Origin of the sequence: Phaeobacter sp. SYSU ZJ3003 (genome assembly GCF_041300735.1) — a bacterium.
Classification (GTDB): domain Bacteria; phylum Pseudomonadota; class Alphaproteobacteria; order Rhodobacterales; family Rhodobacteraceae; genus Phycobacter; species Phycobacter gallaeciensis_A.
Map to the genome: position 1 here is coordinate 1 of NZ_PXNU01000042.1, position 23,208 is coordinate 23,208.

Below are 23,208 nucleotides of genomic sequence, written 5' to 3' on the forward strand. Positions count from 1 at the left end.
CGTTCAAACCGCCGTAGGCCTCCCTCTCGAAGAGCAAAAGGGAACCGCCCTCTTGGGCAATTCCCTCTGTTCATGCTGCTCTGACCTTCGGCCGAGCTCAGATAGTCACAGCTCGGCCTCCCGGCCGCGGGCCAGGAACCACACGAAAGACACCACCGACAAAAGCAGCAAAGCGACGGCAACCGGGCTTTTCAGAACCTGGGTCAGATCCCCGTTCGTCAGCGCAAGCGATTGTGCGATGGATTTCTCGAATCTTGGTCCCAGAAAGAACGCGATGATGAAGATCACCAGCGGATAGCCGAAACTGGACATCAGGTACCCGATCACCGCGAAGATCAGCATGATCGCAACGCCGAACAATCCGTTGGTCGCCATCGACACCCCGACAAAACACAACAGAACCGCCGAGGAAAAGATGATGGACTCCGGCGCCGACACCACTTTGACCCAAAGCCGCAGCCCGACCTGCCCGATCCACAGGTTGATGAAATTCGCCATGATCATGGCCCCGAACAACCCGTAGACAAGCCGCCCCTGATTTTCGAACAGCAAGGGGCCGGGCTGCATGCCGTGGATCATGAAGGCACTGATGATCAGTGCCGCGCTGACACTGCCCGGAATTCCCAGCGTCAACAGCGGGATCAGGTTAGAGCCGACAACCGCGGAATTGGCGGATTCAGCTGCGGCGATGCCATGCAGGTTGCCCTTGCCAAAGCTTTGCGGATCTTTTGAGCGGGCCTTGGTGAAGGCATAGGACATGAAGGCGGCAGCGGTCGAACCGATCCCCGGTAAGGCGCCGAAAATGGTTCCGATGGTGGCACCGCGCAGCATGGTATAGCGACAGGACCAGTATTCCGCCCAGGTCACCCGACGGTCGTCCGGGTTGCCGGTATCCTCCATGATGATGGCGGAACGGACGCTGCCATGGGCATCGGACATGCGGCGCAGGATTTCCGAAATGGCGAGCATGCCAATCGCAACTGATGGCAGGGGCAACCCGTCGAACAGATCCCAATAGCCAAAGATGAGCCTAGGTGTGTAATGCTCCGGATCGGTCCCGACCGAAGCCACTAGCAATCCCAGCGCCGCTGCGATGATACCCTTGGTGAGGGAATTACCGATCAGCCCGGCCAGAACGGAAAAGGCAAAGATCATCAGCGCGGCGATCTCAATCGGGCCCATGCGCAGGGCCAGAACCGCCAGCGGCGCCGACACGGTAATCAATACGATGTCGCTGAAGGTATCGCCCGTCACCGAGGAAAACAGCGCCATCTTGGTGGCCTTGAGCGGCTTACCCTTCTTGGCGAGCGGGTAGCCGTCCATCGCGGTTGCCGCGGCATCGGGGGTGCCGGGGGTATTCATCAGAACCGCAGGCACCGCGCCGCCAACCAGTCCGCCCTTGTTGACCCCCACCAGAAAGGAAATCGCCACCAGCGGATCCAGCGCAAAGGTAAAGGGAATAGCAATCGCCATGGCCATGATCGGGCCGATGCCGGGCACCGCGCCTACGAATTGCCCCAGGATCACGCCGCAGATGACGAACAGAAGATTGATAAGGGAAAAGGCATCGCCAAAGCCTGCCAGGATCGTCGAAAAATCCACCATGATTTTACTCCCTCAGGGCAAGGCGCGGCCAAGCGCGTAGGTCACCAGGAACCAGATCAGCGCAGGCATGACGATGACGCCCGCCGCCAGCCAGGCCGGGCGGCGTTCCCCGATCATCCACATGATCGCAAACGCCAGCGGCGGGGCGACATATTCAAAACCGAACACGGACATCGCATAGATTCCACCTGCCAGAACCGCCACATAGGCGCCTGTAATCGCAAAGACATGCGGTCTTTGGGTGCGGTGCCCGGTCGGTTTCAGCATCAGGAACGCGCCACTAACGGCGATCACAATGGAAATCAGATTGGGCATCGTATCCGGTGACAGATTTCCCCCTTCGACCCGCTCCACATAGGAGGGGATGACCAGGAAATAGAGCACAAGACCAAGCACAAGAAAGAACGCGCCCGAAGCACGGTCGGCAGACAAACCCATGGAACCCTCCCAAGTTCTGAAACCGCCCTGCGCGCCAACACGCGCAGGGCGGTTTGCGGTTTTATTTCGCGAACAACACGGCTGCGTTTGCCAGACCGTCGGTCATCATCTTATGGGTGCCCTCGGGTCCCATGTTGATCGGCGCGCCCTTGACCGCGTTCTGCACGATTTCAGCCATTTCCGGCGAGGCAACCGCCTGGTCAATCGCGGCTGCGATGGCCTCGACCGCAGCAGGATCGGTGCCTTTTGTGGTTGCCAGATAGAACACCGGGTCCACATAGGCGTTGATACCGGATTCCACGAAGGTCTTGACCTCCGGCGCATAGCTCAGCCGCGACTGGTTGGCGCCCGCAATCACCTTCATGTCGCCGGATTCAAGATAGGGAAACTGCTCTCCCGATCCGAAACCCGCCAGAACCTGACCGCCCAGGATCAGCTTCATCACCTCGGCACCGCCATCGGCGGTCACCAGGTTGAAATCCGCTCCTGTGGTCTTGGTCGTTGCCTTCATCATCAGAACCTGCGGCGGCGCCATGGTGGCAACCGCCAGCTGCCCCTGCTCCTTGGAATAGGCGATCAGGCCCTCCAGATCGTCAAAGGGCGCATCGGCGCTGGCCACCAGCGCAAGCTCTGCCTTGGCGACGGTGCCAAGATAATCAAAGCTGTCGACATCAAACGGCAGCTGATCGCCGCGCTGAACCAACTGGACCAGAACGGGGATGCTGACCCCCATGCCAACGACCTTGCCCTGCGGGGGGCGCTGCGACAGGCCGGTGAACATGGCAACGCCGCCGCCGCCAGGCTTGTTCTCGACCACGATGTCCCAGCCGGTGTTTTTCTCCATCACGCTGGCCAGCACGCGACCCATGGTGTCTGTCGATCCGCCGGCACCAAAACCGACCTGAATGGTCAGCGCTCCATCGGGTTTCCAGCCCTCTGCGGCCAGCGGCGCGGCAAGCGTCATCATCGCGGCGGCGCCCAGCGCCATAATCCGGGATTTAAGTGTCATGTGATTTCCTCCTCTTTGTTGTCTTTCCTCCGTCACCCACAAACAAGCGCGACGGGTCTCCTCCTGGAGAGTTACTTAACCAGTAAACTATTTACCTCTCCCCTTGCTCAACAGTGAATTTCCTCGGCCAGACGACGCAGATCTCCTCACCTGCGCCGGATAGTTATGCCCCGGCGGTTTGCGCAACTCCCAGCAACGCCAGCCGCGCCGGACGCATTGCGGCAATCACTTCCAGCTGGCGCGTGGCGACCCGCGTCAGCCGCTGCGGATCCGAATGGGCCGATGCGGCCCGCAGAACCCGGCTCCACAACGCAGTCAAAAGCGTATCGCGGGTCAGCAGATAGAATTCATGCGCAAAGGCGGTTGGGTCAGGGTTGTCCAGCAACTGTTTTCGCGCAAGGTTCCAGCCTTCCAAGGCAGCAGCAACGGCCTCGGCCTCCTTGCCCTCTGCCGCCATGAAGGCCGCGAAGGCCTCCGCCGGGGGTGTACCCAGCAGACGTGTCGCCAGCATGCGTTCGTGAATGCCGTTAGCCCCTTCATAGATCGCGGTGATGCGGGCATCGCGATAGGTCTGCTCCAACCGGTATTCGCGCAGATACCCATAGCCGCCCAGCACCTGCACCCCCAGTTCGGCGCCGCGGATGCCTGCCTCGGTGCCGCTGACCTTGGCCAGCGGGGTCAGGAACTCCACCAGATCGGGATTGTCGCCCTTCTCCATGGTGACAAAGGCCAGATGCGCGATGGCGCGAGCGCCCAGTGCCCCGGCGTCGATCTCATCCAGCATCCGGCGCACATCCGCGTGGCCATCCAGCGTCACCGGCTGTCCATCCGCGCCGCGTCCCTGCTGGCGCTCTGCCGCATAGGATGCCGCAACATCGAAAGCACGCGCCGCATGGGCCACGCCCTGAAGCGCCACGTCAGAGCGGGCGTGGTTCATCATCGTGAACATCGCCATCAGCCCCTGCCCCTCGGCGCCAATCAGTTCGGCCTCGGCGCCATCAAAGGCCAACTGGCAGGTAGGGGAGGCATGCAGGCCCATCTTTTCCTCGATCCGGGTGACGGTGACAGCGTTGCGACTGCCATCGGCGCGGGTGCAGGGACACAGGAACAGAGAGAGCCCTTTGATCCCGTTGTCCGAGGTTCGCGCCAGCACCAGATGCAGGACCTTGTCGCTCATGTCCTGGTCGCCGCCGGAGATGAAGATCTTCTCACCGGTGATGTGCCAGCCATCCCCATCGGAGGTCGCACGGCAGCGCACGCGCGAGAGGTCCGATCCCGCTCCGGGTTCGGTCAGGCACATGGTCGCCAGCGTCTCACCCGAAGCCAGCGACGGCAGGTAGCGGACCTGCTGATCCGCCGAGCCGAACCGCAACAGGGTGCGCGCAGCGCCCGGAACCAGCCCGGTGACCATCTGCATGGAATGGTTGGCCCCGGAAAAAATCTCGGACGTGATCGCCAGCATCATCGCGCCCATGCCCTGGCCTCCGAATTCCTCGGGGATGGTGAGACCCGGCCAGCCCTGTTCAGCGTAAGAGCGGTATAGATCCTTGAAGCCAGCGGGCATCGCAACGCGGCCATCCGTCAGCGTGCAGCCCTCAAGATCACCGGGTTCATCCAGCGGTGCGATCTCACCTTCGGCAAAGGCCGCGAAATGCCCGGCAATCTCGGATGCGAATTCCGCATCCCAATCCGGCAGATCCGCTGTGCCCACCACATGGTTCAGCGTGAACAGAATGTCCTCAACAGGGGCGGCAAAAGGCTTCATTGGTTATTCCACTGCATAATAGTCGATTTCAACGGCAGAGGCCCGGCGGATACCGGAGCAGACAAAGAGCATGTGATTGACCCAAGCATAGCGGTCATCGCCGGTCTCCAGCCGCGCGGCGGTGCGCATGTAATAGCTGGTGGGGTCCACATCCTCGCCCTTGGCCAGCCGCGCAATCACATCAGGCGGGCCGTGACGGCTGCCGACGTTGACGATCTCGATCACCGCGCCGTCTTCGGTTTTCACCGCATAGCGCGTATCAAGATGGGCGGCGCCATCGCTGTAGATGGTCTGCCAGTCGGCCCCGAGGTTCAGCACCTCGCCGGTCAGATCGGGGCCAAGCGCCTTGCCCCCGATGATCGGTATGATCCGTCGCACACCCGCGCGTCCCTGCCCCATTTCAATCGGGGCACCCAGTTCCACCCGCAGGCGGAAGGCATGGCGCAGCTTTGGTGCGGGGATCTCCATCTCAGTCGACCCCGAGCAGACGCATGGCGTTGCCCTTGATGATGTCTTCGCGCAGGTGGTCCTTAATCGCAATTTTCTCGAAATCAGACAGCCAGCGTTCCGGCGTGATCATCGGCCAGTCGGATCCGAACAGCACCTTCTTCTTCAGAATCGAATTGCAGTATTTCACCAAGATCTCGGGGAAATACTTGGGCGACCAGCCGGAGAGGTCGATATAGACGTTGGGCTTGTGCTGAGCCACCGACAGCGCCTCTTCCTGCCAGGGGAAGGACGGATGCGCGAGAATGATCTTCATGTCCGGGAAGTCCACCGCCACGTCATCCATATACATCGGGTTGGAATACTTCAGCCGCATACCGTTGCCGCCGCGCATACCGCTGCCAACGCCGGTCTGACCGGTGTGGAACAGGGCGATACCGCCTTCTTCGGCAATCGCTTCATACAGGTCATAGGCCATACGGTCATTGGCATAGAAGCCCTGCATGGTCGGGTGAAACTTGAAGCCCTTGATTCCAAAATCCTTGATCAGGCGACGCGCTTCGCGGGCGCCCATCTTGCCCTTGTGTGGGTCGATGCTGGCGAATGGGATCAGAACATCGTCGTTCTCGGCCGCCAGCTCGGCAACCTCTTCGTTCTTGTAGCGGCGATAACCGGTTTCACGCTCGGCATCGACCGGGAAGATCACCGCGGCGATGTTCTGCTCGCGGTAATGAGCAGCGGTCTGCGGCACGGTGGGCGGATGCTGCCAAGGCGCGCCGAAGTAGCTGGCCATGGTGGCCTGCAGCTCATCATAGCCGTCGTCGGCATGGCAGCCGCAGGGCTCTTCGGCGTGGGTGTGGAAATCGATCGCGCGGACCTTGGAAAAATCTACCATCGTTGTGTTCCTATCAGAGTTTCGCAATGCCGCTGGCAGCGTCGTCATAAAGCCGCTCCAGCAGATCTGCGCGGCGCGTCAGCACCTTGCGGAAGTTGAGGTTGCCCTTGGCGGTGATCTCAGCATCGGTGAGCGAAGGCGGCTCGGCCAGCACAATGGCGCGCACCACCCGGGTAGAGGAGCCAGAAACCCGCCCTGCGCGCTCGTTCAGCCGGTGATGAATGTCGGACAGAAGCTGCGGACAGACCAGCGCGCCGCCGTCTTCTTCCAGCGTGAAGCCTGCTGCCTCGATCGCCTCGCGGTTGGGGAAGACCATCACGCCGATCTCGTTCTTGTCCTGCCCGGTCACCACCAGATCGGCGGCCAGCGGCGCCAGGGTCGAGAGCATTTCGATCCTGAGGCCCGCCGCCCGCACCCAGGTGCCGGTCAGCAGTTTGAAGTCCTCGGAAATCCGCCCGTCAAAGCGCATGCCCTTGTTGATGTCGTCCTTGTCCACGAAAACCATCGCATCACCCGTGATGAAATAGCCTTCCTCATCAAAAGCCTCGGCGGTCTTTTGCGGATCTTCGAAATAACCGGGCATCACGTTCGGTCCCTTGACCCGCACCTCGCAGCGCATGTCGTCATCCGGGATCAGCTTCAGCGTCACGCCGGTCATCGGCACACCCACCACGCCCGAACTTTCGGTCGGCTCCTGCTGGATCATCGTCGCCGGGGCGGTTTCCGTCAGCCCCCAGGAGGAGGTCATCAGCGGCACCTCGCCCTTGATCTCCATCGCCATGGTCTCAAAGCCCGACCAGACCTCCTGCGGCAGTGAGGCGCCGGCGTAAAAGATCATGTCCAGCTCTTCAAAAAAGCGCTGACGCAGCCCCGTGTCCTTTTCCAGCGCCTCCAGCAGCATGGCAAAGCCCATGGGCACGTTGAACACAAGGCTGCCGGTTACCATCGACAGGTTCTCGACGGTGCGGTCAAACAGGCCCTTCACCGGCTTGCCATCGTCGATGTAGAAACTGCCGCCATTGGCCAGCATCATGTTGAAATTATGCGAGCCGCCAAAGACGTGGTTCCACGGCAGCCAGTCCACGATGCGCGGCGGGCGCGCACGCAGGAACGGCAGGCTGTCGGCGAGTTGGGTCTGGTTGACGCACATCATCCGCTGGGTGGTCAGCACCCCCTTGGGGTTCGAGGTCGAGCCGCTGGTCATCAGGATCTTGGCAACGGTATCGGGCGTCACCTTGGCAAATCCCGCATCCACATCGATGCCCGCATCGCCTTTCAGAAGATCCGCAAAGGCCGTGACATTGGCGCCGCCGGTGCGGGTCGCGACGATCTCGACCCCTTCAAGGGCATCCAGTTTCAACGCCTCGCCGTATTGATCGGCGTCGACAACATAGGCCATCTTTGGCCGCACCAATTCGATGGCGTGACGCAGGCGGCCATGGGCGCCGTGGATCAGCGAATACTGCTCGGCCACCGGCACCGTCGGCACACCGGCGTATTGCGCGGCCAGCGACAGCAGCCCGTGATCGACACCATTGCCCGACATGATTAGGATCGGCGTATCCGCTCCCATGCCCCGCGCCAATAACGCCGCCGCAATGGCGCGCACCTGCTGCAGGGTCGCCGCATAGCTTTCCTCGCGCCAGCCCGCGCCACTGCGCTCGGCCAGGAACACCCGCTCGGGCGCCTCTTCGGCCCAGCGGTGCAGCCAGTCACCAGTCCGTTCTGTCACCGGCCCCAGATCGTATTCAGACCGCAACAGCAGGCTGCCATCGGGGCGATCCTCGCGCGTGACGGCGTGTGGCAGGAAGTTGGACGTCCGTTTCATGGTCTATCCTTTCGACAGGCTTTTCTGGATCAACTGCATCGCCGCGATCACCGTGTCGCGGGTCGTTGCATCCATGTTCTCCAGCAAGCGTTGTTCATGGGCGGTCACCGCAGCGACCGCTTTCTCATAGAGCTGGCGACCGGCCAGCGTCGCCTTCAGCGCATAGGCCCGCCGATCCGTCGGCACCCGGTCGCGCACGATCAGCTCGCGCCGCTCCAGCTCGTCTATGATCACGACAAGATTGGGCCGTTCCACATCCATCGCATCCGCCAGCTGCGACTGGCGCAACCCCGGATTATCGACGATCAGCACCAGCGCCGTATAGGTCAGCATCCGCAGATCAAAAGGCTTCAGCGTCCGGGCCAGATCGGTCTGCACGACGTTGAATGCCCGCTTCATGTGATAGCCGACAAACCCGCGCAGGGTTTCATCGCTGACGTGAGAAACGCCCATTTCAGGCTCAGGCTCTTTGATGTCGGTCTTCATCGGGTCACCGGAACTTAGGGGCACGTTTTTCAAGGAAAGCACGCAGGCCTTCCTCGGCATCCGGCGTGGTCTGCGACAGCGCCGCCGCCAGCGATTCCGTGAACAGACCATCGGCCTGCGACATGTCGTTGATGCGGGCAATCGACTGGATCATCAGATAATTCGACAAGGGCGCATTGCGGGCGATCTTGCCCGCCAGGGTCTGCGCCAGCTCCAGCGCCTCACCTTCGCCCACCGCATAATGGGCAAGGCCAAGCGCCACGCCGGTTTCGGCATCGTATTTGCGCCCCGTCAGCATCATCTCGGTCATCCGGTCCGCGCCCAGAAGACGCCCGACCCGCGCGGTGGCGCCGCCACCCACAAAGATGCCGCGCCGCCCTTCGGGCAGCTGGAAGATAGTCGAAGGTTCAGCGATGCGCACATGGGTCGAGCTTGCCAGCTCCAGCCCGCCACCGATCACCGCCCCGAACATGGCGGACACAACCGCCAACCCGCCGAACTGGATCTTCTCCATCACCTGGTGCCACTGGCGCGAGTGATAGAGGTTTTCCTCGGCCGAGCGGTGCACATGTTCCGACAGGTCCAGCCCCGAGCAGAAATGTCCCGCAGTGCCGGTCAGGATGACAACACGCACCTCCTTGGGCGGCGCCGAGAAGAAGGCATCCAGCGCCTCCAGCAGCTCTTCGCACATGGCGTTACGCTTGTCCGGGCGGTTCATCGTCAGGGTGGCGATGCTGTCATTGATGTCGATTTTGAGTATCTGATCGCTCATGCGCGGGATCCTTCAGCGCGGCGGCAGGCGCACAGCGCCATCCAGCCGGATGGTTGTTCCATTGAGAAATGGATTGGTGACGATCTGCTCGGCCAGAAGCGCGTATTCCTCGGGCGCGCCCAGCCGGGCAGGAAAGGGAATATTGGCGGTGATCTGCGTCGAAATTTCGGGCGGCAACCCTTCCATCATCGGGGTCTGAAACAGGCCCGGTGCGATGGCCATGACGCGGATGCCCGATTGCGCCAGCTCGCGCGCCGCAGGCAGGCACATGGAGGCAATCGCCCCCTTGGAAGCCGCATAGGCCGCCTGCCCCAGCTGGCCATCCTCGAAAGCAACCGAAGCGGTGTTGATGATCACCCCGCGCTCGCCATCCGCCAGCGGGTCCAGCTCTGCCATCAGGCGGGCGGCGTGGCTCATCACATTGTAGGTGCCAAAAAGGTTCACCCGCAGCGTCTTTTCGAACACATCGAACGACAGCTTGCCGCCACGACCAACGATGCGCGCCGCCATGCCGACCCCGGCGCAGCTCACCGCGATACGGGGGGCACTGCCCAGCTGCTCTGCGATGCTGTCGAGGGCTGCACCGACGGCGGCCTCATCACTGACATCGACATGCAGGGCGATGCCGCCGATCTCAGCCGCGACCGCCTTTGCCCGTTCGATATCGAAATCCAGAATGGCGACTTTCGCGCCTTTTGCGGCCAGATGCCGGGCCGTCGCCGCACCAAGGCCACTGCCGCCACCTGTGACCAGCGCCACATGTCCATCTATCTGCATAGTTCCTCCCCGAACTGGATAACTGATATTATAGTTATCCTGCATATCTTCTTTTTAATCGTTATACGAAATATCTATCTCGCGCCAACAAAACTTTCACAAACACTTAAGTTGCTAATTTTGAATGTATTTTCCGGACCAACTCGGATCTATCAGCACGAATCCATACTCCTGCATAGCTCGCGCCGCGGTCAGGTTTGATCCTGTTTCGGCTCGGCTTCGCCGTCAAAAACCTGCGCCAGGCGGGTCAGCGCCGCGTCGATTTCGGGGATCTCCATGTGGCAACAGCCCAGAACAAGCCCGTTCAGCCCGGTCACCTCGGCGGCAAATCCCGAAAGCGGGCGCAATCCCAAACCGGCGCCCCGCGCCCGCTTGCAGATCTCATGATCCTGCCAGCCATCGTTCAAATGAAACACCAGCTGCATACCCGCGCCGTGATCCGGTGCGCTGCCATAGGCGGAGAATTCCTGCTGCAGCCGCGCCAGCAGATGCTTGCGCCGCTCACCATAGATACGCCGCACCCGGCGCAAATGGCGGTAGAACTCGCCGCTGTCGATAAACTCTGCCAGGGCCTGCTGCGGCATGCCGCTGGCCCGGGTGCCAAAGCGCAGCAGGCTGTCGTGCAGCGGCGCAATCAGTGTCTCGGGCGCGACCACATAACCGATCCGCAGCGCGTTCGAGAAGGTCTTGGAAAAACTGCCCAGGTATATCGTCCGGTTCAGCCCATCGAACCCCGCCATTGCCGGAATGGGGCGCCCCGCATATCGGAACTCGCTGTCATAATCATCCTCGATGATCCAGGCGCCGGTCCGTTTGGCCCAATTGAGAAATTCCAGACGCCGCCCCGGCGCCATCGCTCCGCCCAGCGGATGCTGATGCGATGGCGTCAGCACCACCGCCTTCAGGTCGGCATCCTTTTCGGGAACACAGGCGCCAAGAGCATCGACGCGGAGGTAGTGCGAGCGCAATCCCTGCGACTGCACGATACGGTTCAGAGGCGGATACCCCGGGTCCTCGATCCCGATGGCGCTGCCGCGTGGTGCCAACGTGCGCAGGCAGAGCTCAAGCGCATCCGTCGCCCCCGCAGTGATAATGATTTGCTCGGCGCCTGCCTCGATCCCCCGCCACTCTGCCACATAGGCCGCAATGGCCCGGCGCAGCGCCGCGTTGCCCCGGACCGCGCCACCATCCAGCATGGTTTCCGGCGCCACCCGGCATATCCGCGATACGCAGCGCGCCCATTGCCGGTGCGGGAACAACCGCATGTCCGGCTCTCCACTGTTGAAGGGCAACAGGGCACGCGGCGTCTCCTTTGCAGGCTCCGGGGGTGCAGGATGCACCGGCTGCAGTTCGACCTGCCCCATGGCGCAGACGGTAAACCCCGAACCGCGTTTTCCCGCGATGTAGCCTTCGGCTTCCAGCTGCTCATAGGCCGCCACCACGGTCGAACGCGACACCCCCAGCTCTACCGCGAAACTGCGGGTGGCCGGCAGCTGGCTGGCCTCCGGGATCTCTCCCGCCGCGATCCGCGTCCGCAGCGCCGTGCAGATCTGCTCGAACACGGGAACAGACAGACTGCGGTCAATGGAAAAGGTCGGCCCGGGTACCTGCTGCACGGTATTGGTCTCCACGTTCCGCCCAATACTGCCCCATTGCGTCAGTCCGGTCTACTGTCCCACCCACGCCGCAGATCCACAAAGGTTTCGTTATAGCAGGCGCCCCCGGCGATATCCGTGCGCAGAGCCGAGGGGATCAGCGCGTTCGCCGTGCGCCCGCTGCGCGAGCTGGACAGCCAGGTGCCCTTGGGGCTGTAGACCACACCGGGCCGGGTGGCTGTCGTCACCTCCAGCGCAAAGGTCACCTCGCCCCGGGCATTCCAGACGGTGACGGGATCGCCATGGCTGAGTCCGCGCGCCTCGGCATCCTGCGGATGCACCTGTACCACCTCAGCCCCCGCCGACAGCGCATGATGGCCAAAGGTCGCGTTGGTCCGCTTGTCCGAACTGGGGGTGACCAGCACCAGCGGCAGATCCTGCGGGGCGGGGTCATAGCGCGGCACACCACAGCCGAACCGATCCTCAAGATCCTGACTGAACAGCTCAATCCGCCCCGACGGCGTCTGCGGCATCACCGAGTGGCACAGCACCAGCGGATTGCCATCCCCGGCGGTCATCGCGATGGCCTGGTCGCAGGGGATTTCGCTGGGTGGCTTACCCCCGAACACCGGATGCGACACGTCCATGGCCTGATCCATCAGGTCCTTGTCACTGTCGCGGAACTCGGGCTCCTGATACCCGAACCGGGCGGCCAATCGGCGAAAGATCTCGGTATTGGGCAGGCTTTCCCCCACCGGCGCGATCACCGGTTCCGCCCGTTGAATGTAGTTCTGCCCATAGGCGCCATAGATGTCATCATATTCGAAATGGCTGGCGGCAGGCAGGATCACGTCGCAATAAGCCATGGAATCCGTCATCACCACATCCGCGCCTGCGATGAACAGGTCCTCTTGCATCAGGGCCTCGATCATCCGGTCCTGATCGGGGTGCGTTGCAACAGGGTTGTGGTTGTAGATCATCACGGCCCCAACCGGCACATCAAGGTTCCGGTCCAGCATCTTTTCCGCCACATCGACGATATTGAAACAGCGCGTGCCGGGCCGGATCAGATGATCCCCCTGCAGGCGGGCCGTAGTCTTTGGCGCGGCGGCCCCGGATTTCGCGACCACCCCGGCACCGAGGCGCCCGTGATGGCCTGTCAGCGCATTCAGAGCCATCGCCGCCCGCAGCCCGGCACCGCCCGAGCGGGTCCGTTCGATCCCGTTGCCAAAGGAGCTTGCCATCCGGCGGGACGCGACGATCCAGTCCACCAATTGGTGCAGCTCTTCCGCAGGGAGGCCGCAGATGTCGGCGACACGATCCGGGGTATAGGCGCGGGCCTCCTCCATATAGGCGTCAAACCCATGGGTCCATTCGCCGATGAAGGCCATATCCAGCGCATCGCGCCGCTCCAATTCGGCCGCCAGTCCCAGCGCAAGAACCACATCGGTTCCCGGCCGCAGCTGCAGGTGCATATCGCATTGCTCGGCCAGCTTGATCCGCTTGGGATCAATCACCACCACCCGCGCGCCGGATTTACGGGCCTCTTTGATCACGAGCATAAAATGCAGGTTGGAGACCGTGACGTTGTTGCCCCAGACAAGGACCAGATCGGACTGCACTGCCTGCTCCGGCGGCATGCCCGGCGCGCTGCCAAAGAGGCTGGCGTAGGCCTCTCCGCGCACACCACCACAGAGCGGCCCGCGATCCAGCAACGTCGCCCCCATCCGGTAGAAGAACCGCCGGTCCATTGAGCCCCCGGCCAGTTCACCATGCGGCCCGGCATAGTTAAGCGGCAGAACCGATTGCGGCCCATGCGCCTCGATTGCCTGGTTGAAACCTGCATGGATCAGGTCCAGCGCCTCCTCCCAGGTGATCCGCTCATAAGACCCCGATCCCCTCGGGCCGGTCCGCTTCAAGGGGTGCCGCAGGCGGGCCGCGCCATGCACGAAATCCGGATAGCAGCGGGCCACCTTGTTGCAAATCACCCCGGCGGTGAAGGGGTTCGCTGTCGATCCCCGGACTTCGGAAATCTTGCCACCCTCGACCTTGACGGAGAGGCTACAGGTATCCGGGCAATCCAGCGGGCAAACGCTTGGGCGAAAGGCGGTCGGGTCTTGATTGGTCATCTCGGCCTCTGAAAACAACACTCAAAGGGCGGATACACCGGCAACTGGGAGGGCGTTAAGCTCCAATTTGGGCAAAAATGACCAGACCAATCTGGTAAAAGCACGGGGCTGGTGGGCCAAAGTGGCCCGCTATCTGGCCGCCGCACGCGCTTTTGGCGCCTGCAAGAGGCGCCAAAAATCAGGTGACGAGGAAAAGAACCCACGGCAACAGGCAGACAGAAACGACGGAATTGGGCCGATCAGTGATCGAGAGCCAGAACCTTGTTTTCCATGCCTTTTTCATAGAAGCAATGCTGCGCTCGGCCAGATCCTTTGGCCGCATAAAGCGCGACATCCGATTCATTCAGAATTTCCGCAGCGGTAAAGGTGCCGCTGTGCCAAGCCGAAAGCGTAGTGCCCGCGCTCGCCGAAATCTTGCACATCTTGCCGCCATAGGGAATCGGCACCTCCAATTCGGAGATCAGCCGTCTCGCCAGCCCTTCGATCTGGCGCAGATCGCGCAGGTCATTGAAGATCAGGACAAATTCATCGCCGCCAACACGCGCAACCGTATCGGACTGGCGGGTGCATTCTACCATGACACGGGCCACATGCTGCAACACCGCATCCCCGGCGGCGTGTCCCAGCGTGTCGTTGACCTGTTTGAAGTAATCGAGATCCAGATGCATCAGGGCAAAATCCCGGCCGCCGCTGATCAACCGATCCAGAATGTGATCCATGGCGCGGCGGTTCTTGAGGCCCGTCAGCGTATCTGTGAAGGCCTGTTCCTCGGCCGCGATCTTGGCCCCTTGCAGACGCAGGTTCAGCTGGCGCGAGGCCTCCATCGCGGCGGACTTGGCCTCAACCAGATAAAGCATCTCGATAGTAAGATCGGTTGGAGAAAAATCCGCGCTGGTCAGATCATAATCCCGCACAGCTTCCAGAACCGAGATCCCGAAGGACAGGTTGATGATCGCGCCCTGCCCCTGTGGCAAAGGCACGAGAACGCCTTTCAGGCTGGTTTGCGGCGTGTCCCGAAAATGCAAATGCAATTTGGACCCGGCCGTATTGACCAGGTCCGCCATGGACCGAACCCGGCGCGGGCGCGACAGATCGAAGACACGGAAAAACCGGCGCCCCTCCCATTTCAGATCGGGTCGGAGCTTTCTGAGCGTGGGGCCGACGCGCTGGATATACCCCTTGGCATCCACGATCGCATACATCGGGCAGATCTGATCCGCGATGACGGCAAGCTGTTCATTGGTCATCATAGGGAGTGCGCTCCCAGATCAAAGGCCCGCCCTTCGGCAAATTCTCTTTCCACCAGGGTGATAGAAATCACCTCTGCCCCGTCCTGCGCACCGCTTGAATCCAGAATAACGAGATCTCCGTAATCGTCGGCCATGGCCCGCAAAACACCCATCATGACATTTGAATAGCCGGGCAGCCCCGGCTGGCAAACCAGTTCGAAATGCCCCGGTGACTGTTCCAACAATTCCAAGCCCGGCAGATAAAGATCGGATACGGCAAGACGGGCACGCCCCGGAAGGTCATCCAGAGAATGCAAAAACTCAACATAATTGACCCCGCCGAACCGCAGCAGGCGGCGCAGGGCTTCGACCTGAGGGTTGGACACCAGAAAGGTCCCCATATCCTCAAGCATCTCAGGCAGCGGACGCTCCAGCACCGTTTCCATGGCACTCAGCATCTTGTTCGACTGGTCATCCGTATAGGTCAGCATGGCCTCGAATTGTCGAAACCCAAGCCCAGCCACATCCATGATTTCATACCAGCGGTCCGCGCCATAGGTGCTGGTCACAAAAGCCTGGATCGCCCTGTTGATCAGACCATGCATATCTTGGCCCCTTTTCCTACCGTGTCCCATTATTGGGCCCTGTGTGTTAAAAAACGCCCAACATCGGCAAAATTCATCCAAACAGCACCACGTTCCGGGCACATCCACGTGCCTCCCCCGAAACAGACCGCAGCCTCTAGGTATCCCTTGCCGACAGGACAAGCCCCCGGAGGTGGTCGTGCGCACACAGCCCGGTAAACTCCCGGTGAAACGGCATAATCCGCACCAGGCTCACAGGACACGGGCACCTGATATCTTAGCGCCAAGAGCAGGCACCGATGCGACATCATTTGCTTGAAAGAGTTCCGGCGCGGACCCTAGCGATGCCAACCCGCACCCGTCAAGCCAGATGGTATCTTGCTAGCATCCTTTCCTGCATCAGTCGCGGGGCGGCAGCAGTGCCCGCACCCGCGCAAGGGTTGCCGTGCTGACCGCGACCCCGGCCTGTTCCGCCCGCGCCCGTGCTGCGGCACGCCCATCGCCCGGCAGGCGCGCGCCTTCCTGCGCACGGACCGAGGCCACAAGCGCACCCATGCGGTCTGCATAACCTTCCCCCGAGGTCGCGCCCGGATCGATGGCAATGAAGAACTGTCCGGTGCGGGGCGGCCCGCCTACCGGCCCCGAAAACGGGCTGGCCTCACTGCCCAAAAGGGCCCCGGTCATCGCTGCCGCCAGCATCTCGACCATCAGCGCCACGCCAACGCCCTTGTACCCCCCGGCAGGCACCATGGTGCCCTTCAGTCCCGCCTCCGGGTCCGTGGTCGGATTGCCCGTCGCATCTAGCACCCAGCCTTCGGGAACCGGTCTGCCTTCGCGGGCGTGTTTCATCACCTCGCTTTTGGCGATGGTGCTGGCGGATTGGTCGATCAGAACCATGACCTGCCCACCGGGGCCTGGTGCTGCGATAGAAAAGGGATTGGTGCCCAGAACCGGCTGCGCGCCACCTGATGGCGCGATCGAAGCCGGCGCATTGGTAAAGCCGATGCCCATCAGACCCGCCTGCGCCAGCCGCTGGGTGTGACAGCCCAGAACGCCGCAATTGTAGGAATTGCGGATCGCAAGTACCGCAACACCCTGCTCCCGCGCCATCGGGATAAGATGTTCAAACCCAAGATCAATCGCGACATGGGCAAACCCGGTGGCCGCATCCACAGTCACCACGCCGGGCCGGGATCTGGAGACCTGCGGCTGGGCCTGACCGTCCACCTTGCCGCATGTCACATGCTCGGCGTAGATCGGCACATAGGCCAGACCATGGGAGGCAACCCCGTCCGCTTCGGTCATGGCCGTAGCCCGGGCCAAAGGCGCGGCATTTTCACGGCTGGTCCCCGCCGCCATCAGCGCCCGGAGCGCCAGATCTTCGATCTCTGCCAGAGAGAGGGTTTCTGTCGCGCTCATCTGTCTCCGCTTTCTGTCCGTTTCACGTCTTCATCCCGTATCAATCTCCGTATCAGTCATTGTCCGCCAGCCCGGCCCCTGCCCCGCGCAAGCGCGAGGCCTCAGTCGCCGGGGCATAGGTGCGATGGGCGAAGGTGGACAGCTGCGCCCAGACGTCATCTGTGACCTGCCCGCGCCTGACTGGCGCAAGGGGATCCCCCAACGTTGCCTCCGCGTGGCAGCGCAGCCAGGGCACATGGTCGCGCAGCATCTCTTGCCGCGTGCCGGTCGCGCAGATCTGGCGACCATCGGTCACCAGCCGTATATTCGGCCAATCAAGCGCTACGGGCCGGTCCAGCCGCTGCGCTGCCGCCGCCGCAAAGGGCAAGAGCAGCAAGGGAAAATCCACCTCCTCCATCTCAAAAACCGCACCGGTCTCAAACTGGGCGGCCCGGTCGCTCAGCGCACTGCCCGACACCAGAGGGCAAAGCCGCCCCGTGGCCTCGCGCCAGCGTCCAGCTTCAATCGCCGTCGGAGCAAGCGCGGCCACGGGACGCAGGTCGTTGCGCACCAGCAGCGCGGCCAGCTGCTCCGGGCCGGGCAAAGCCACCCTGGCCAGAAGACGCGCCGCCGCGCCAGCTTCCTCCGCCAGCCCCCAGGGCAGCCCAGCGCCCCGCGCCGCGCGTTTGCACATGGTTTCGATCTCGTTCAGCGACAGGTTCATGCGTCCGGCATCTCCGTCGAATCCGGATAGATCCAGAAATCCCCATCCCGCGCCGACAGCTCTTCGGGATAAGGCGCATTACCGAACATGCAGATCCGCACCCAGCGATCGGACCGCGGATCGAAATGCAGCGCGCCAAAGAAGGACAGTTTGCAGCGCAGCATGTCGATCGGCAGAAGATCGCAGGCAATCGTATTGTCCCGGATCTCACCATAGGGGGCCTCTGCAACGATCTGCACCCGCCGCACCGCGTGCCTGTGCTCTGGGTGGCGCAGCAGGAATTCCGCCACGCTTGTTTCCTCGGGCCAACCTTCCATCGCGCGCCCCATCGCCGCCACATCACGCCCCGGGGCCAAAGGCTGCTCATAGGGGGCGATAGGCTCCTCGGCGCGTTCACCCAGGCGCGGTTCCAGTTTTTCCTCAGAAACATACCAGACGCGGGCAGTGGTTTCGGGAAGATCCCAGTCGATGGCCAGCGCCCAGTCATGGGAGCGCTGCACGAGCTGCCGCAAACGTCCCAGCGTCATGGCGCCAGCAATCCGCCGGGTTTCCCCCACCCCACAGGCCATCGCGGAGGTCAGATCATCGACCAGCGCGCCATAGGGTTCCAGCATCAGCGACACCAACCATTCCTGCCCTTCGCAGGACAGAGATCGCTCGGCCCAGAGGTACAAACCATCCCAGGGGTGCGGGACCGATAGAACATCGCCCTCCAGATGTCCGGCCAGATGGTCGATATCCGAGATCAGCACGGAGCGTTTCCACGCTTGCCCCGGATGCCCGGTCTGCCATTTAGCCACGGAGCGACGGGCGCGGGCAAAAAGATCGCGAAACAGAGCCACCTCTTGCGGGCTGGCCTGCGGCAGGCTCCGCACCCGCTCCAGCGCGGTTTCCCGCGCGGTGATCCAGTTGTTGAACAGAACCGGGTGGTTCAGCAAAAAGGGCGCCATGCCAAGGCCGGTGGAATTGCCGATGCCCAGACGCCGGGCCAGCGCCGGATCCAGACGCGCCGCAACCCCACCCGAGCGGGCACGGGCGCGGGCATCCGCCATATGCTGCACCAGATCCCGAACAAAGGTCCGGGTCAGATACACTGACAGCATTTCAACCTGAAACGGTGCCGCGCATTCCGGCCTGTCCGCGATCATCTCGCGGTCGGCAGCGCCCAGTTTGCCCGAGCCATAGACTGCCGTGGTCCGCATCAGGTAGCCAACCGCCTCGATCTGCACCGGATCGGGCTGGCAGCCTGCCGCCAGCGCCGAGACCACATGTTCCCAAAGGCGCACCGAGCGGTTCGCCCGCGACACCGACAGCTCGCGCTCGCTCACCCGGCCAGCTTCTTGCAGCGGCACGTTCTGCGCCAGGCGGGCAATGTCGTCGGCGCCCGGAACACCATCGAACAAGGCAAAGGTCGCATCCCAGGCCTCGGCTATCACCCGGTCAGAGCGTTTTTCCGGCGGCAGGTCATGGGCAAAGGCCACAAGGGAATAGCTGCGTTCAGGGCCATGGGCGCTGTAGACCGCGTGTCCCGTACCGTCGTCGCCGATCTCGAACACCGGCCTGTCAAAGCGCCAGCCCTCGGCCTGCATCCGACGGGTCAGAATGCGCATGAAGGACAGCCGCGACTGATGGAAAGATCCCAGCCGTGCAAGGCGCATCACGGTTTCAGGCGGACGCAGCCCAGCGGGTCGGTGATCCGATGCTTCCCTTTCCAAGCTGCCCTCCTTCTTTGCTTACCCTTGTTTTTCCAGTGTTTTCCTTTGACCCGGTGCGAATTGCCTATGCCGGGCCGAACCCCTCGCTGAAGAAGCGGTACCAGTTGCCGCCCATGATCGCGGCGACCTCACCCGCGTTCATGCCAACAGCGCGCAAGCCGGTTTCGATATTGCCGAAATCGCGGTTGTCGCGGAACCAATCCGGCATCGGCGGAAATCCGGCGGCGTCAGCGGAGCCTTCGCCATAGTCGATCTCCTTGCTCCAGCGCCCGACGCGCATCCATTCCACCACGCTGTCCGGCTGATCCTGACACAGGTCCGAGCCGATCCCCAAATGCTCCACCCCAAACCTATCGGCGGTGCGGGCGATCATGCTGCAGAAACTATCCAGCGTGCATTCGGATTTGTCCTTCAGGTGGTGCGGGTAGAGCGAAAAGCCAATCATGCCACCGTTCTGCGTCACCGCTCGGATCACGTCGTCCCGCTTGTTGCGCAAGGCGGGCATCCAGCCGTGCGGGTTGGCGTGTGTGATGGCGATGGGACGCTGCGACAGATCTGCCGCTTCGATGGTGGAACGGTCGGCAGAATGGCTCATGTCGATCACCATGCCGACACGGTTCATCTCGCGGATCACCTGCCGCCCCATGCGGGTGATGCCGCTGTCTTCGGCCTCGTAACAGCCCGTCGCCAGCAGCGACTGGTTGTTATAGGTCAGCTGCATGAACCGAGCGCCGAGCGTGTGCAGGATTTCGACCAGACCGATGTCATCCTCAATCGGGGACGGGTTCTGAAACCCAAAGAAGATGGCCGTGCGCCCGCTGTCCCGCGCCCGATCGATATCGCTCGCCTGCGTGCCTTTGAGGATCAGATCCGGGTATTGCTCGAACCAGCGGTTCCATTGTTCAAAGTTCAGAACCGTTTCACGAAACCCTTCGTGATAGGCGATGGTGACATGCACCGCATCGACGCCCCCTTCGCGCAGCTGGCGAAAGATCTTTTCGGACCAGTTGGCATATTGCAGCGCGTCGATCCGCATCAGGGCCGACCCCATGCAACACGGCGCAGTGCAGTTTGGTCCATATGGCGTTTCTCCGTGTCCGATATTTGCCTTGGATGAAACTATGGACTCGGCATCCGCTTTCACACAAACTCAAACAACTCAAACTCATTTCAGAAATTTTGAAAATGGCGCTGAAAATTGAGATGCTTCGATGCTTTGCCACGGTGGCCCATTCCGGCACGCTGACCGGGGCGGCACAGCAGTTGGGACGCACGCCATCAGCGGTTTCGATGACGCTGAAACAGCTGGAGGACCATCTGGGCGAGCCGTTGTTCGAGACCGGACGCAAGAACAAGCTGACTGCGCTTGGCGCCTTTGTGCTGGAACAGGCGGACCGGGAGTTGCAGCAATTCGACACCACGGTGCGCGCAATCGAAGGCTTTGCCAGCGCCAGAACCGGCAGGGTGCGCGTGGCAGCGGTGCCCTCGGTGGCGGGCAGCATCCTGCCGCAGGCGATTTCCAGTTTCATCGCGCGGTTTCCCGGTGTCCAGATCGAGGTCTGGGATATGGAATCACGCGCCATCATCCGCGAGGTGAGCCGGGACCGGGTCGATATCGGCATTGCAACGGCCGGGTTGCCGGATTCAGATGCGATGCCCGCGCTGGATCCGCCAACGCATACTGGCCTGCATTGCAGCAACCTGATGTCAGATGCCTTTGGTTTGATCTGTCCCGACGGGCATCCGCTGGCAGCACCCGGCGGGCCGGTGTCGTGGCGCGACATCGCCGAACAGTCCTTGATCGCCAATCCCCTGTCCGCCGGGATCCGGACCAAGGTCGCGCAGACTCTGCACCGGGAGGCACTGCTGCAGGGGCACAATGTGACCTCTCTTCTGGCCATGGTGCGCGCCGGTCTGGGCATAACCATCCTGCCGGAGATGACCATGCTGTTGCTCGGCTCCTATGGTCTGGTCTTTCGCCCGCTGGCCGATCCCGAAGCCCGGCGCCACATTCACCTGCTGCGCAAGGCCGACGCCCCGCTGCTGCCGGTGGCCCGCGAGCTGGAGCGGCAGATTCAGCTGACAGCCGCCCCGTTCCAGATGTGATCCCCTGCCCCTCCACCGCTTTTTCACCGCCCCCTGCTCGCGAAGAGTTCATGACCCTGTAGGGTGGCTTTTCTTGACCGGGCAGAGTTTGGCGGGCATGCCCTATTGCACTCAGACAACAGAACACGGGTAGACCTGCGGTGGCACAGGCAACAGAAGCGCAGAGCGGAAACGAACTGACCGACCGGCTGGCGCAGGCCAGCATCCTGGTGGTGGATGACGAACCGGGCATGCGCAACTTCCTGGTCAAAACGCTCGCGCCCCACTGCCGAGAGGTCGCTGAGGCCGCGACGACCAAAGAAGCCGGAGAGCTGCTGGCCCAGCGGCATTTCGATGTGATGATCCTGGACAACATCATGCCCGGTCAAAAGGGCATCGACTGGCTGGCCCATCAGCGCAGCGCCGGCGGGTTTACCGATACCATCATGATCACCGCCTATGCGGATCTGGAAACCGCGATCGAGGCGATGCGCGCCGGGGCTGCGGATTTTGTTCTGAAGCCCTTCCGCTCGAACCAAATGCTGAATGCGGTACAACGCTGCATTCAGATGGCTCAGCTGCGGCGCGAGAACGCCCTTTTGCTGCACGAGCTGAACAGCGCCGACACCGGGCGCAGGTTGCGCAACCAACTGATCGGCAGCTCCGACGCGATTGCCGATGTGCGGCGGGTGCTGGATCAGGTCCGCGATGTCAGCACGCCGGTTCTGATCACCGGCGCCTCTGGCACCGGAAAGGAAGTCGCGGCGCGGCACCTGCACGCAGCCTCGGACCGGGCGGCGCATCCCTTCGTGCCGATCAACTGCGCTTCCATTCCGGCAGAGATGATAGAATTCGAACTCTTCGGCCATGCGCCCGGCGCTTTCCCCGGCGCGCAAGGTGGACGTGAGGGGCTGCTGCCCTCGGCACAGGGCGGAACCGTGTTCCTGGACGAGATCGCAGGTCTCAGCGCGTCGGCGCAGGCGGCATTGTTGCGGGTGCTGGAGGATGGCTTGGTCCGCCCTGTTGGCACCGAACGCAGCACCCAGCTGGATGTGCGCTTTGTCGTCTCGACCAGCAAATCGCTGAAGGACGAAGTCGCCGCCGGGCGTTTCCGCGAGGATCTGTTCTTTCGCCTCAATGTGATCGAAGCGGTGATGCCCCCGCTTAGCCAGCGCGGCACCGATGTGGTGGAACTGGCCGAGTTGTTCGTGCAGGAGATCGCCGAGCAGTTGACCCGCGCGCCCTTGCAGATCGATCCCCGTACCCGCAGTGCCCTGCTGCGCCACAAGTGGCCGGGCAATATCCGGGAGCTGCGCAACTTCATCGAGCGCTCTTTGATCTTTGGCAGCTTTCCCCTGGAAACGCTGGCCCACCCGGCGGACGGCAGCGGCCAGATCGAACCGCTGGATCAGATCGAGCGGCGCGAGATCCTGCGCGCGTTGGAGGCTGTCGATGGCAACCGCTCGGAAGCCGCCCGCAGGCTGGGCGTGTCGCGAAAGACCATCGACCGCAAATGCGCCTCCTGGGGACTATAAGCCGGGAATCGTCCATCCCCTCGCGCTCTGGCGCCCTCTGCCGACACCGCTGCTGGCACCTGATCACGCATATTTTTACCGAATTGAACAACCGGACAAACTGGCGCAAATTTTACCCCCTGGCTGGGAAACAATTTCCAAAATGTCCAAATTACCCCGGGTCGCGACTATAGCGCCCCGACAAAACGTCAG

At 62.3% G+C, this 23,208-nt stretch carries 20 protein-coding genes; 2 read left to right on the forward strand and 18 right to left on the reverse strand.

The annotated features are described in order from the left end of the window. Positions 1–105: 105 nt before the first annotated feature. The 18 genes from C6W91_RS15240 to C6W91_RS15325 all read right to left on the reverse strand — a co-directional run bounded on the left by C6W91_RS15240 (position 106) and on the right by C6W91_RS15325 (position 20,432). On the reverse strand, positions 106–1,605 hold the full coding sequence (locus C6W91_RS15240; RefSeq protein WP_370571034.1) for a tripartite tricarboxylate transporter permease: 1,500 nt from the start codon (positions 1,603–1,605) through the stop codon (positions 106–108). Positions 1,606–1,617: 12 nt separating this feature from the next. Next, on the reverse strand, positions 1,618–2,043 hold the full coding sequence (locus tag C6W91_RS15245) for a tripartite tricarboxylate transporter TctB family protein (RefSeq protein WP_274867332.1): 426 nt from the start codon (positions 2,041–2,043) through the stop codon (positions 1,618–1,620). Positions 2,044–2,104: 61 nt separating this feature from the next. Beyond that, positions 2,105–3,052: a Bug family tripartite tricarboxylate transporter substrate binding protein gene (locus C6W91_RS15250; RefSeq protein ID WP_370571035.1), complete on the reverse strand. Its 948-nt coding sequence runs from the start codon at positions 3,050–3,052 to the stop codon at positions 2,105–2,107. Positions 3,053–3,215: 163 nt separating this feature from the next. After that, complete coding sequence (locus C6W91_RS15255) at positions 3,216–4,817, reverse strand: acyl-CoA dehydrogenase family protein (protein ID WP_370571036.1); 1,602 nt, start codon at positions 4,815–4,817, stop codon at positions 3,216–3,218. A gap of 3 nt (positions 4,818–4,820) precedes the next feature. Next, positions 4,821–5,285: a DUF3237 domain-containing protein gene (locus tag C6W91_RS15260; RefSeq protein WP_370571037.1), complete on the reverse strand. Its 465-nt coding sequence runs from the start codon at positions 5,283–5,285 to the stop codon at positions 4,821–4,823. 1 nt (position 5,286) lies between these two features. Continuing rightward, on the reverse strand, positions 5,287–6,159 hold the full coding sequence (locus C6W91_RS15265) for an amidohydrolase family protein (RefSeq protein ID WP_065270936.1): 873 nt from the start codon (positions 6,157–6,159) through the stop codon (positions 5,287–5,289). A 13-nt stretch (positions 6,160–6,172) separates the two neighbouring features. Continuing rightward, positions 6,173–7,987 (reverse strand): feruloyl-CoA synthase, encoded by a 1,815-nt coding sequence (locus C6W91_RS15270; RefSeq protein ID WP_370571038.1) that lies wholly within the window; start codon positions 7,985–7,987, stop codon positions 6,173–6,175. A gap of 3 nt (positions 7,988–7,990) precedes the next feature. Further along, complete coding sequence (locus C6W91_RS15275; RefSeq protein ID WP_370571039.1) at positions 7,991–8,473, reverse strand: MarR family winged helix-turn-helix transcriptional regulator; 483 nt, start codon at positions 8,471–8,473, stop codon at positions 7,991–7,993. Between the two features lie 4 nt (positions 8,474–8,477). Next, positions 8,478–9,245, reverse strand: a complete 768-nt coding sequence (locus C6W91_RS15280) for a crotonase/enoyl-CoA hydratase family protein (RefSeq protein WP_274832390.1) — start codon at positions 9,243–9,245, stop codon at positions 8,478–8,480. A 12-nt stretch (positions 9,246–9,257) separates the two neighbouring features. Further along, positions 9,258–10,022 (reverse strand): SDR family NAD(P)-dependent oxidoreductase, encoded by a 765-nt coding sequence (locus C6W91_RS15285; RefSeq protein WP_370571040.1) that lies wholly within the window; start codon positions 10,020–10,022, stop codon positions 9,258–9,260. 191 nt (positions 10,023–10,213) lie between these two features. Continuing rightward, positions 10,214–11,638: a PLP-dependent aminotransferase family protein gene (locus C6W91_RS15290; RefSeq protein ID WP_370571041.1), complete on the reverse strand. Its 1,425-nt coding sequence runs from the start codon at positions 11,636–11,638 to the stop codon at positions 10,214–10,216. A 41-nt stretch (positions 11,639–11,679) separates the two neighbouring features. Beyond that, complete coding sequence (locus C6W91_RS15295; protein ID WP_370571042.1) at positions 11,680–13,746, reverse strand: molybdopterin-dependent oxidoreductase; 2,067 nt, start codon at positions 13,744–13,746, stop codon at positions 11,680–11,682. Between the two features lie 239 nt (positions 13,747–13,985). Next, entirely contained in the window at positions 13,986–14,996 is a 1,011-nt protein-coding gene (locus tag C6W91_RS15300; RefSeq protein WP_065270942.1) for a GGDEF domain-containing protein, read from the reverse strand. Continuing rightward, entirely contained in the window at positions 14,993–15,580 is a 588-nt protein-coding gene (locus C6W91_RS15305; RefSeq protein WP_065270943.1) for a heme NO-binding domain-containing protein, read from the reverse strand. Before C6W91_RS15305 ends, C6W91_RS15300 begins: the two co-directional genes overlap by 4 nt. 378 nt (positions 15,581–15,958) lie before the next feature. Then, positions 15,959–16,978, reverse strand: coding sequence for an Ldh family oxidoreductase (locus C6W91_RS15310; protein ID WP_370571043.1), 1,020 nt, complete (start codon positions 16,976–16,978; stop codon positions 15,959–15,961). Between the two features lie 52 nt (positions 16,979–17,030). Beyond that, entirely contained in the window at positions 17,031–17,681 is a 651-nt protein-coding gene (locus tag C6W91_RS15315) for a DUF3726 domain-containing protein (RefSeq protein ID WP_370571044.1), read from the reverse strand. Beyond that, a complete protein-coding gene (locus tag C6W91_RS15320; protein WP_370571071.1) occupies positions 17,678–19,339 on the reverse strand; it encodes a hypothetical protein in 1,662 nt (553 codons plus the stop codon). The genes C6W91_RS15315 and C6W91_RS15320 overlap by 4 nt, the downstream gene beginning before the upstream one ends. Positions 19,340–19,460: 121 nt before the next feature. After that, a complete protein-coding gene (locus C6W91_RS15325) occupies positions 19,461–20,432 on the reverse strand; it encodes a membrane dipeptidase (protein WP_370571045.1) in 972 nt (323 codons plus the stop codon). Positions 20,433–20,581: 149 nt separating this feature from the next. On the opposite strand from C6W91_RS15325, the gene C6W91_RS15330 reads away from it, so the two are divergent. Continuing rightward, a complete protein-coding gene (locus tag C6W91_RS15330) occupies positions 20,582–21,502 on the forward strand; it encodes a LysR family transcriptional regulator (RefSeq protein ID WP_370571046.1) in 921 nt (306 codons plus the stop codon). A 140-nt stretch (positions 21,503–21,642) separates the two neighbouring features. Next, positions 21,643–23,016: a sigma-54-dependent transcriptional regulator gene (locus C6W91_RS15335; RefSeq protein ID WP_370571047.1), complete on the forward strand. Its 1,374-nt coding sequence runs from the start codon at positions 21,643–21,645 to the stop codon at positions 23,014–23,016. Positions 23,017–23,208 lie beyond the last annotated feature (192 nt).

Bases quoted from the DNA above. Each gene is read 5' to 3' on its own strand.
- C6W91_RS15240 (WP_370571034.1), bottom strand. From the start codon at position 1,605: ATGGTGGATTTTTCGACGATCCTGGCAGGCTTTGGCGATGCCTTTTCC.
- C6W91_RS15245 (WP_274867332.1), bottom strand. From the start codon at position 2,043: ATGGGTTTGTCTGCCGACCGTGCTTCGGGCGCGTTCTTTCTTGTGCTT.
- C6W91_RS15250 (WP_370571035.1), bottom strand. From the start codon at position 3,052: ATGACACTTAAATCCCGGATTATGGCGCTGGGCGCCGCCGCGATGATG.
- C6W91_RS15255 (WP_370571036.1), bottom strand. From the start codon at position 4,817: ATGAAGCCTTTTGCCGCCCCTGTTGAGGACATTCTGTTCACGCTGAAC.
- C6W91_RS15260 (WP_370571037.1), bottom strand. From the start codon at position 5,285: ATGGAGATCCCCGCACCAAAGCTGCGCCATGCCTTCCGCCTGCGGGTG.
- C6W91_RS15265 (WP_065270936.1), bottom strand. From the start codon at position 6,159: ATGGTAGATTTTTCCAAGGTCCGCGCGATCGATTTCCACACCCACGCC.
- C6W91_RS15270 (WP_370571038.1), bottom strand. From the start codon at position 7,987: ATGAAACGGACGTCCAACTTCCTGCCACACGCCGTCACGCGCGAGGAT.
- C6W91_RS15275 (WP_370571039.1), bottom strand. From the start codon at position 8,473: ATGAAGACCGACATCAAAGAGCCTGAGCCTGAAATGGGCGTTTCTCAC.
- C6W91_RS15280 (WP_274832390.1), bottom strand. From the start codon at position 9,245: ATGAGCGATCAGATACTCAAAATCGACATCAATGACAGCATCGCCACC.
- C6W91_RS15285 (WP_370571040.1), bottom strand. From the start codon at position 10,022: ATGCAGATAGATGGACATGTGGCGCTGGTCACAGGTGGCGGCAGTGGC.
- C6W91_RS15295 (WP_370571042.1), bottom strand. From the start codon at position 13,746: ATGACCAATCAAGACCCGACCGCCTTTCGCCCAAGCGTTTGCCCGCTG.
- C6W91_RS15300 (WP_065270942.1), bottom strand. From the start codon at position 14,996: ATGATGACCAATGAACAGCTTGCCGTCATCGCGGATCAGATCTGCCCG.
- C6W91_RS15305 (WP_065270943.1), bottom strand. From the start codon at position 15,580: ATGCATGGTCTGATCAACAGGGCGATCCAGGCTTTTGTGACCAGCACC.
- C6W91_RS15310 (WP_370571043.1), bottom strand. From the start codon at position 16,978: ATGAGCGCGACAGAAACCCTCTCTCTGGCAGAGATCGAAGATCTGGCG.
- C6W91_RS15315 (WP_370571044.1), bottom strand. From the start codon at position 17,681: ATGAACCTGTCGCTGAACGAGATCGAAACCATGTGCAAACGCGCGGCG.
- C6W91_RS15320 (WP_370571071.1), bottom strand. From the start codon at position 19,339: ATGCGCCTTGCACGGCTGGGATCTTTCCATCAGTCGCGGCTGTCCTTC.
- C6W91_RS15325 (WP_370571045.1), bottom strand. From the start codon at position 20,432: ATGCGGATCGACGCGCTGCAATATGCCAACTGGTCCGAAAAGATCTTT.
- C6W91_RS15330 (WP_370571046.1), top strand. From the start codon at position 20,582: ATGGCGCTGAAAATTGAGATGCTTCGATGCTTTGCCACGGTGGCCCAT.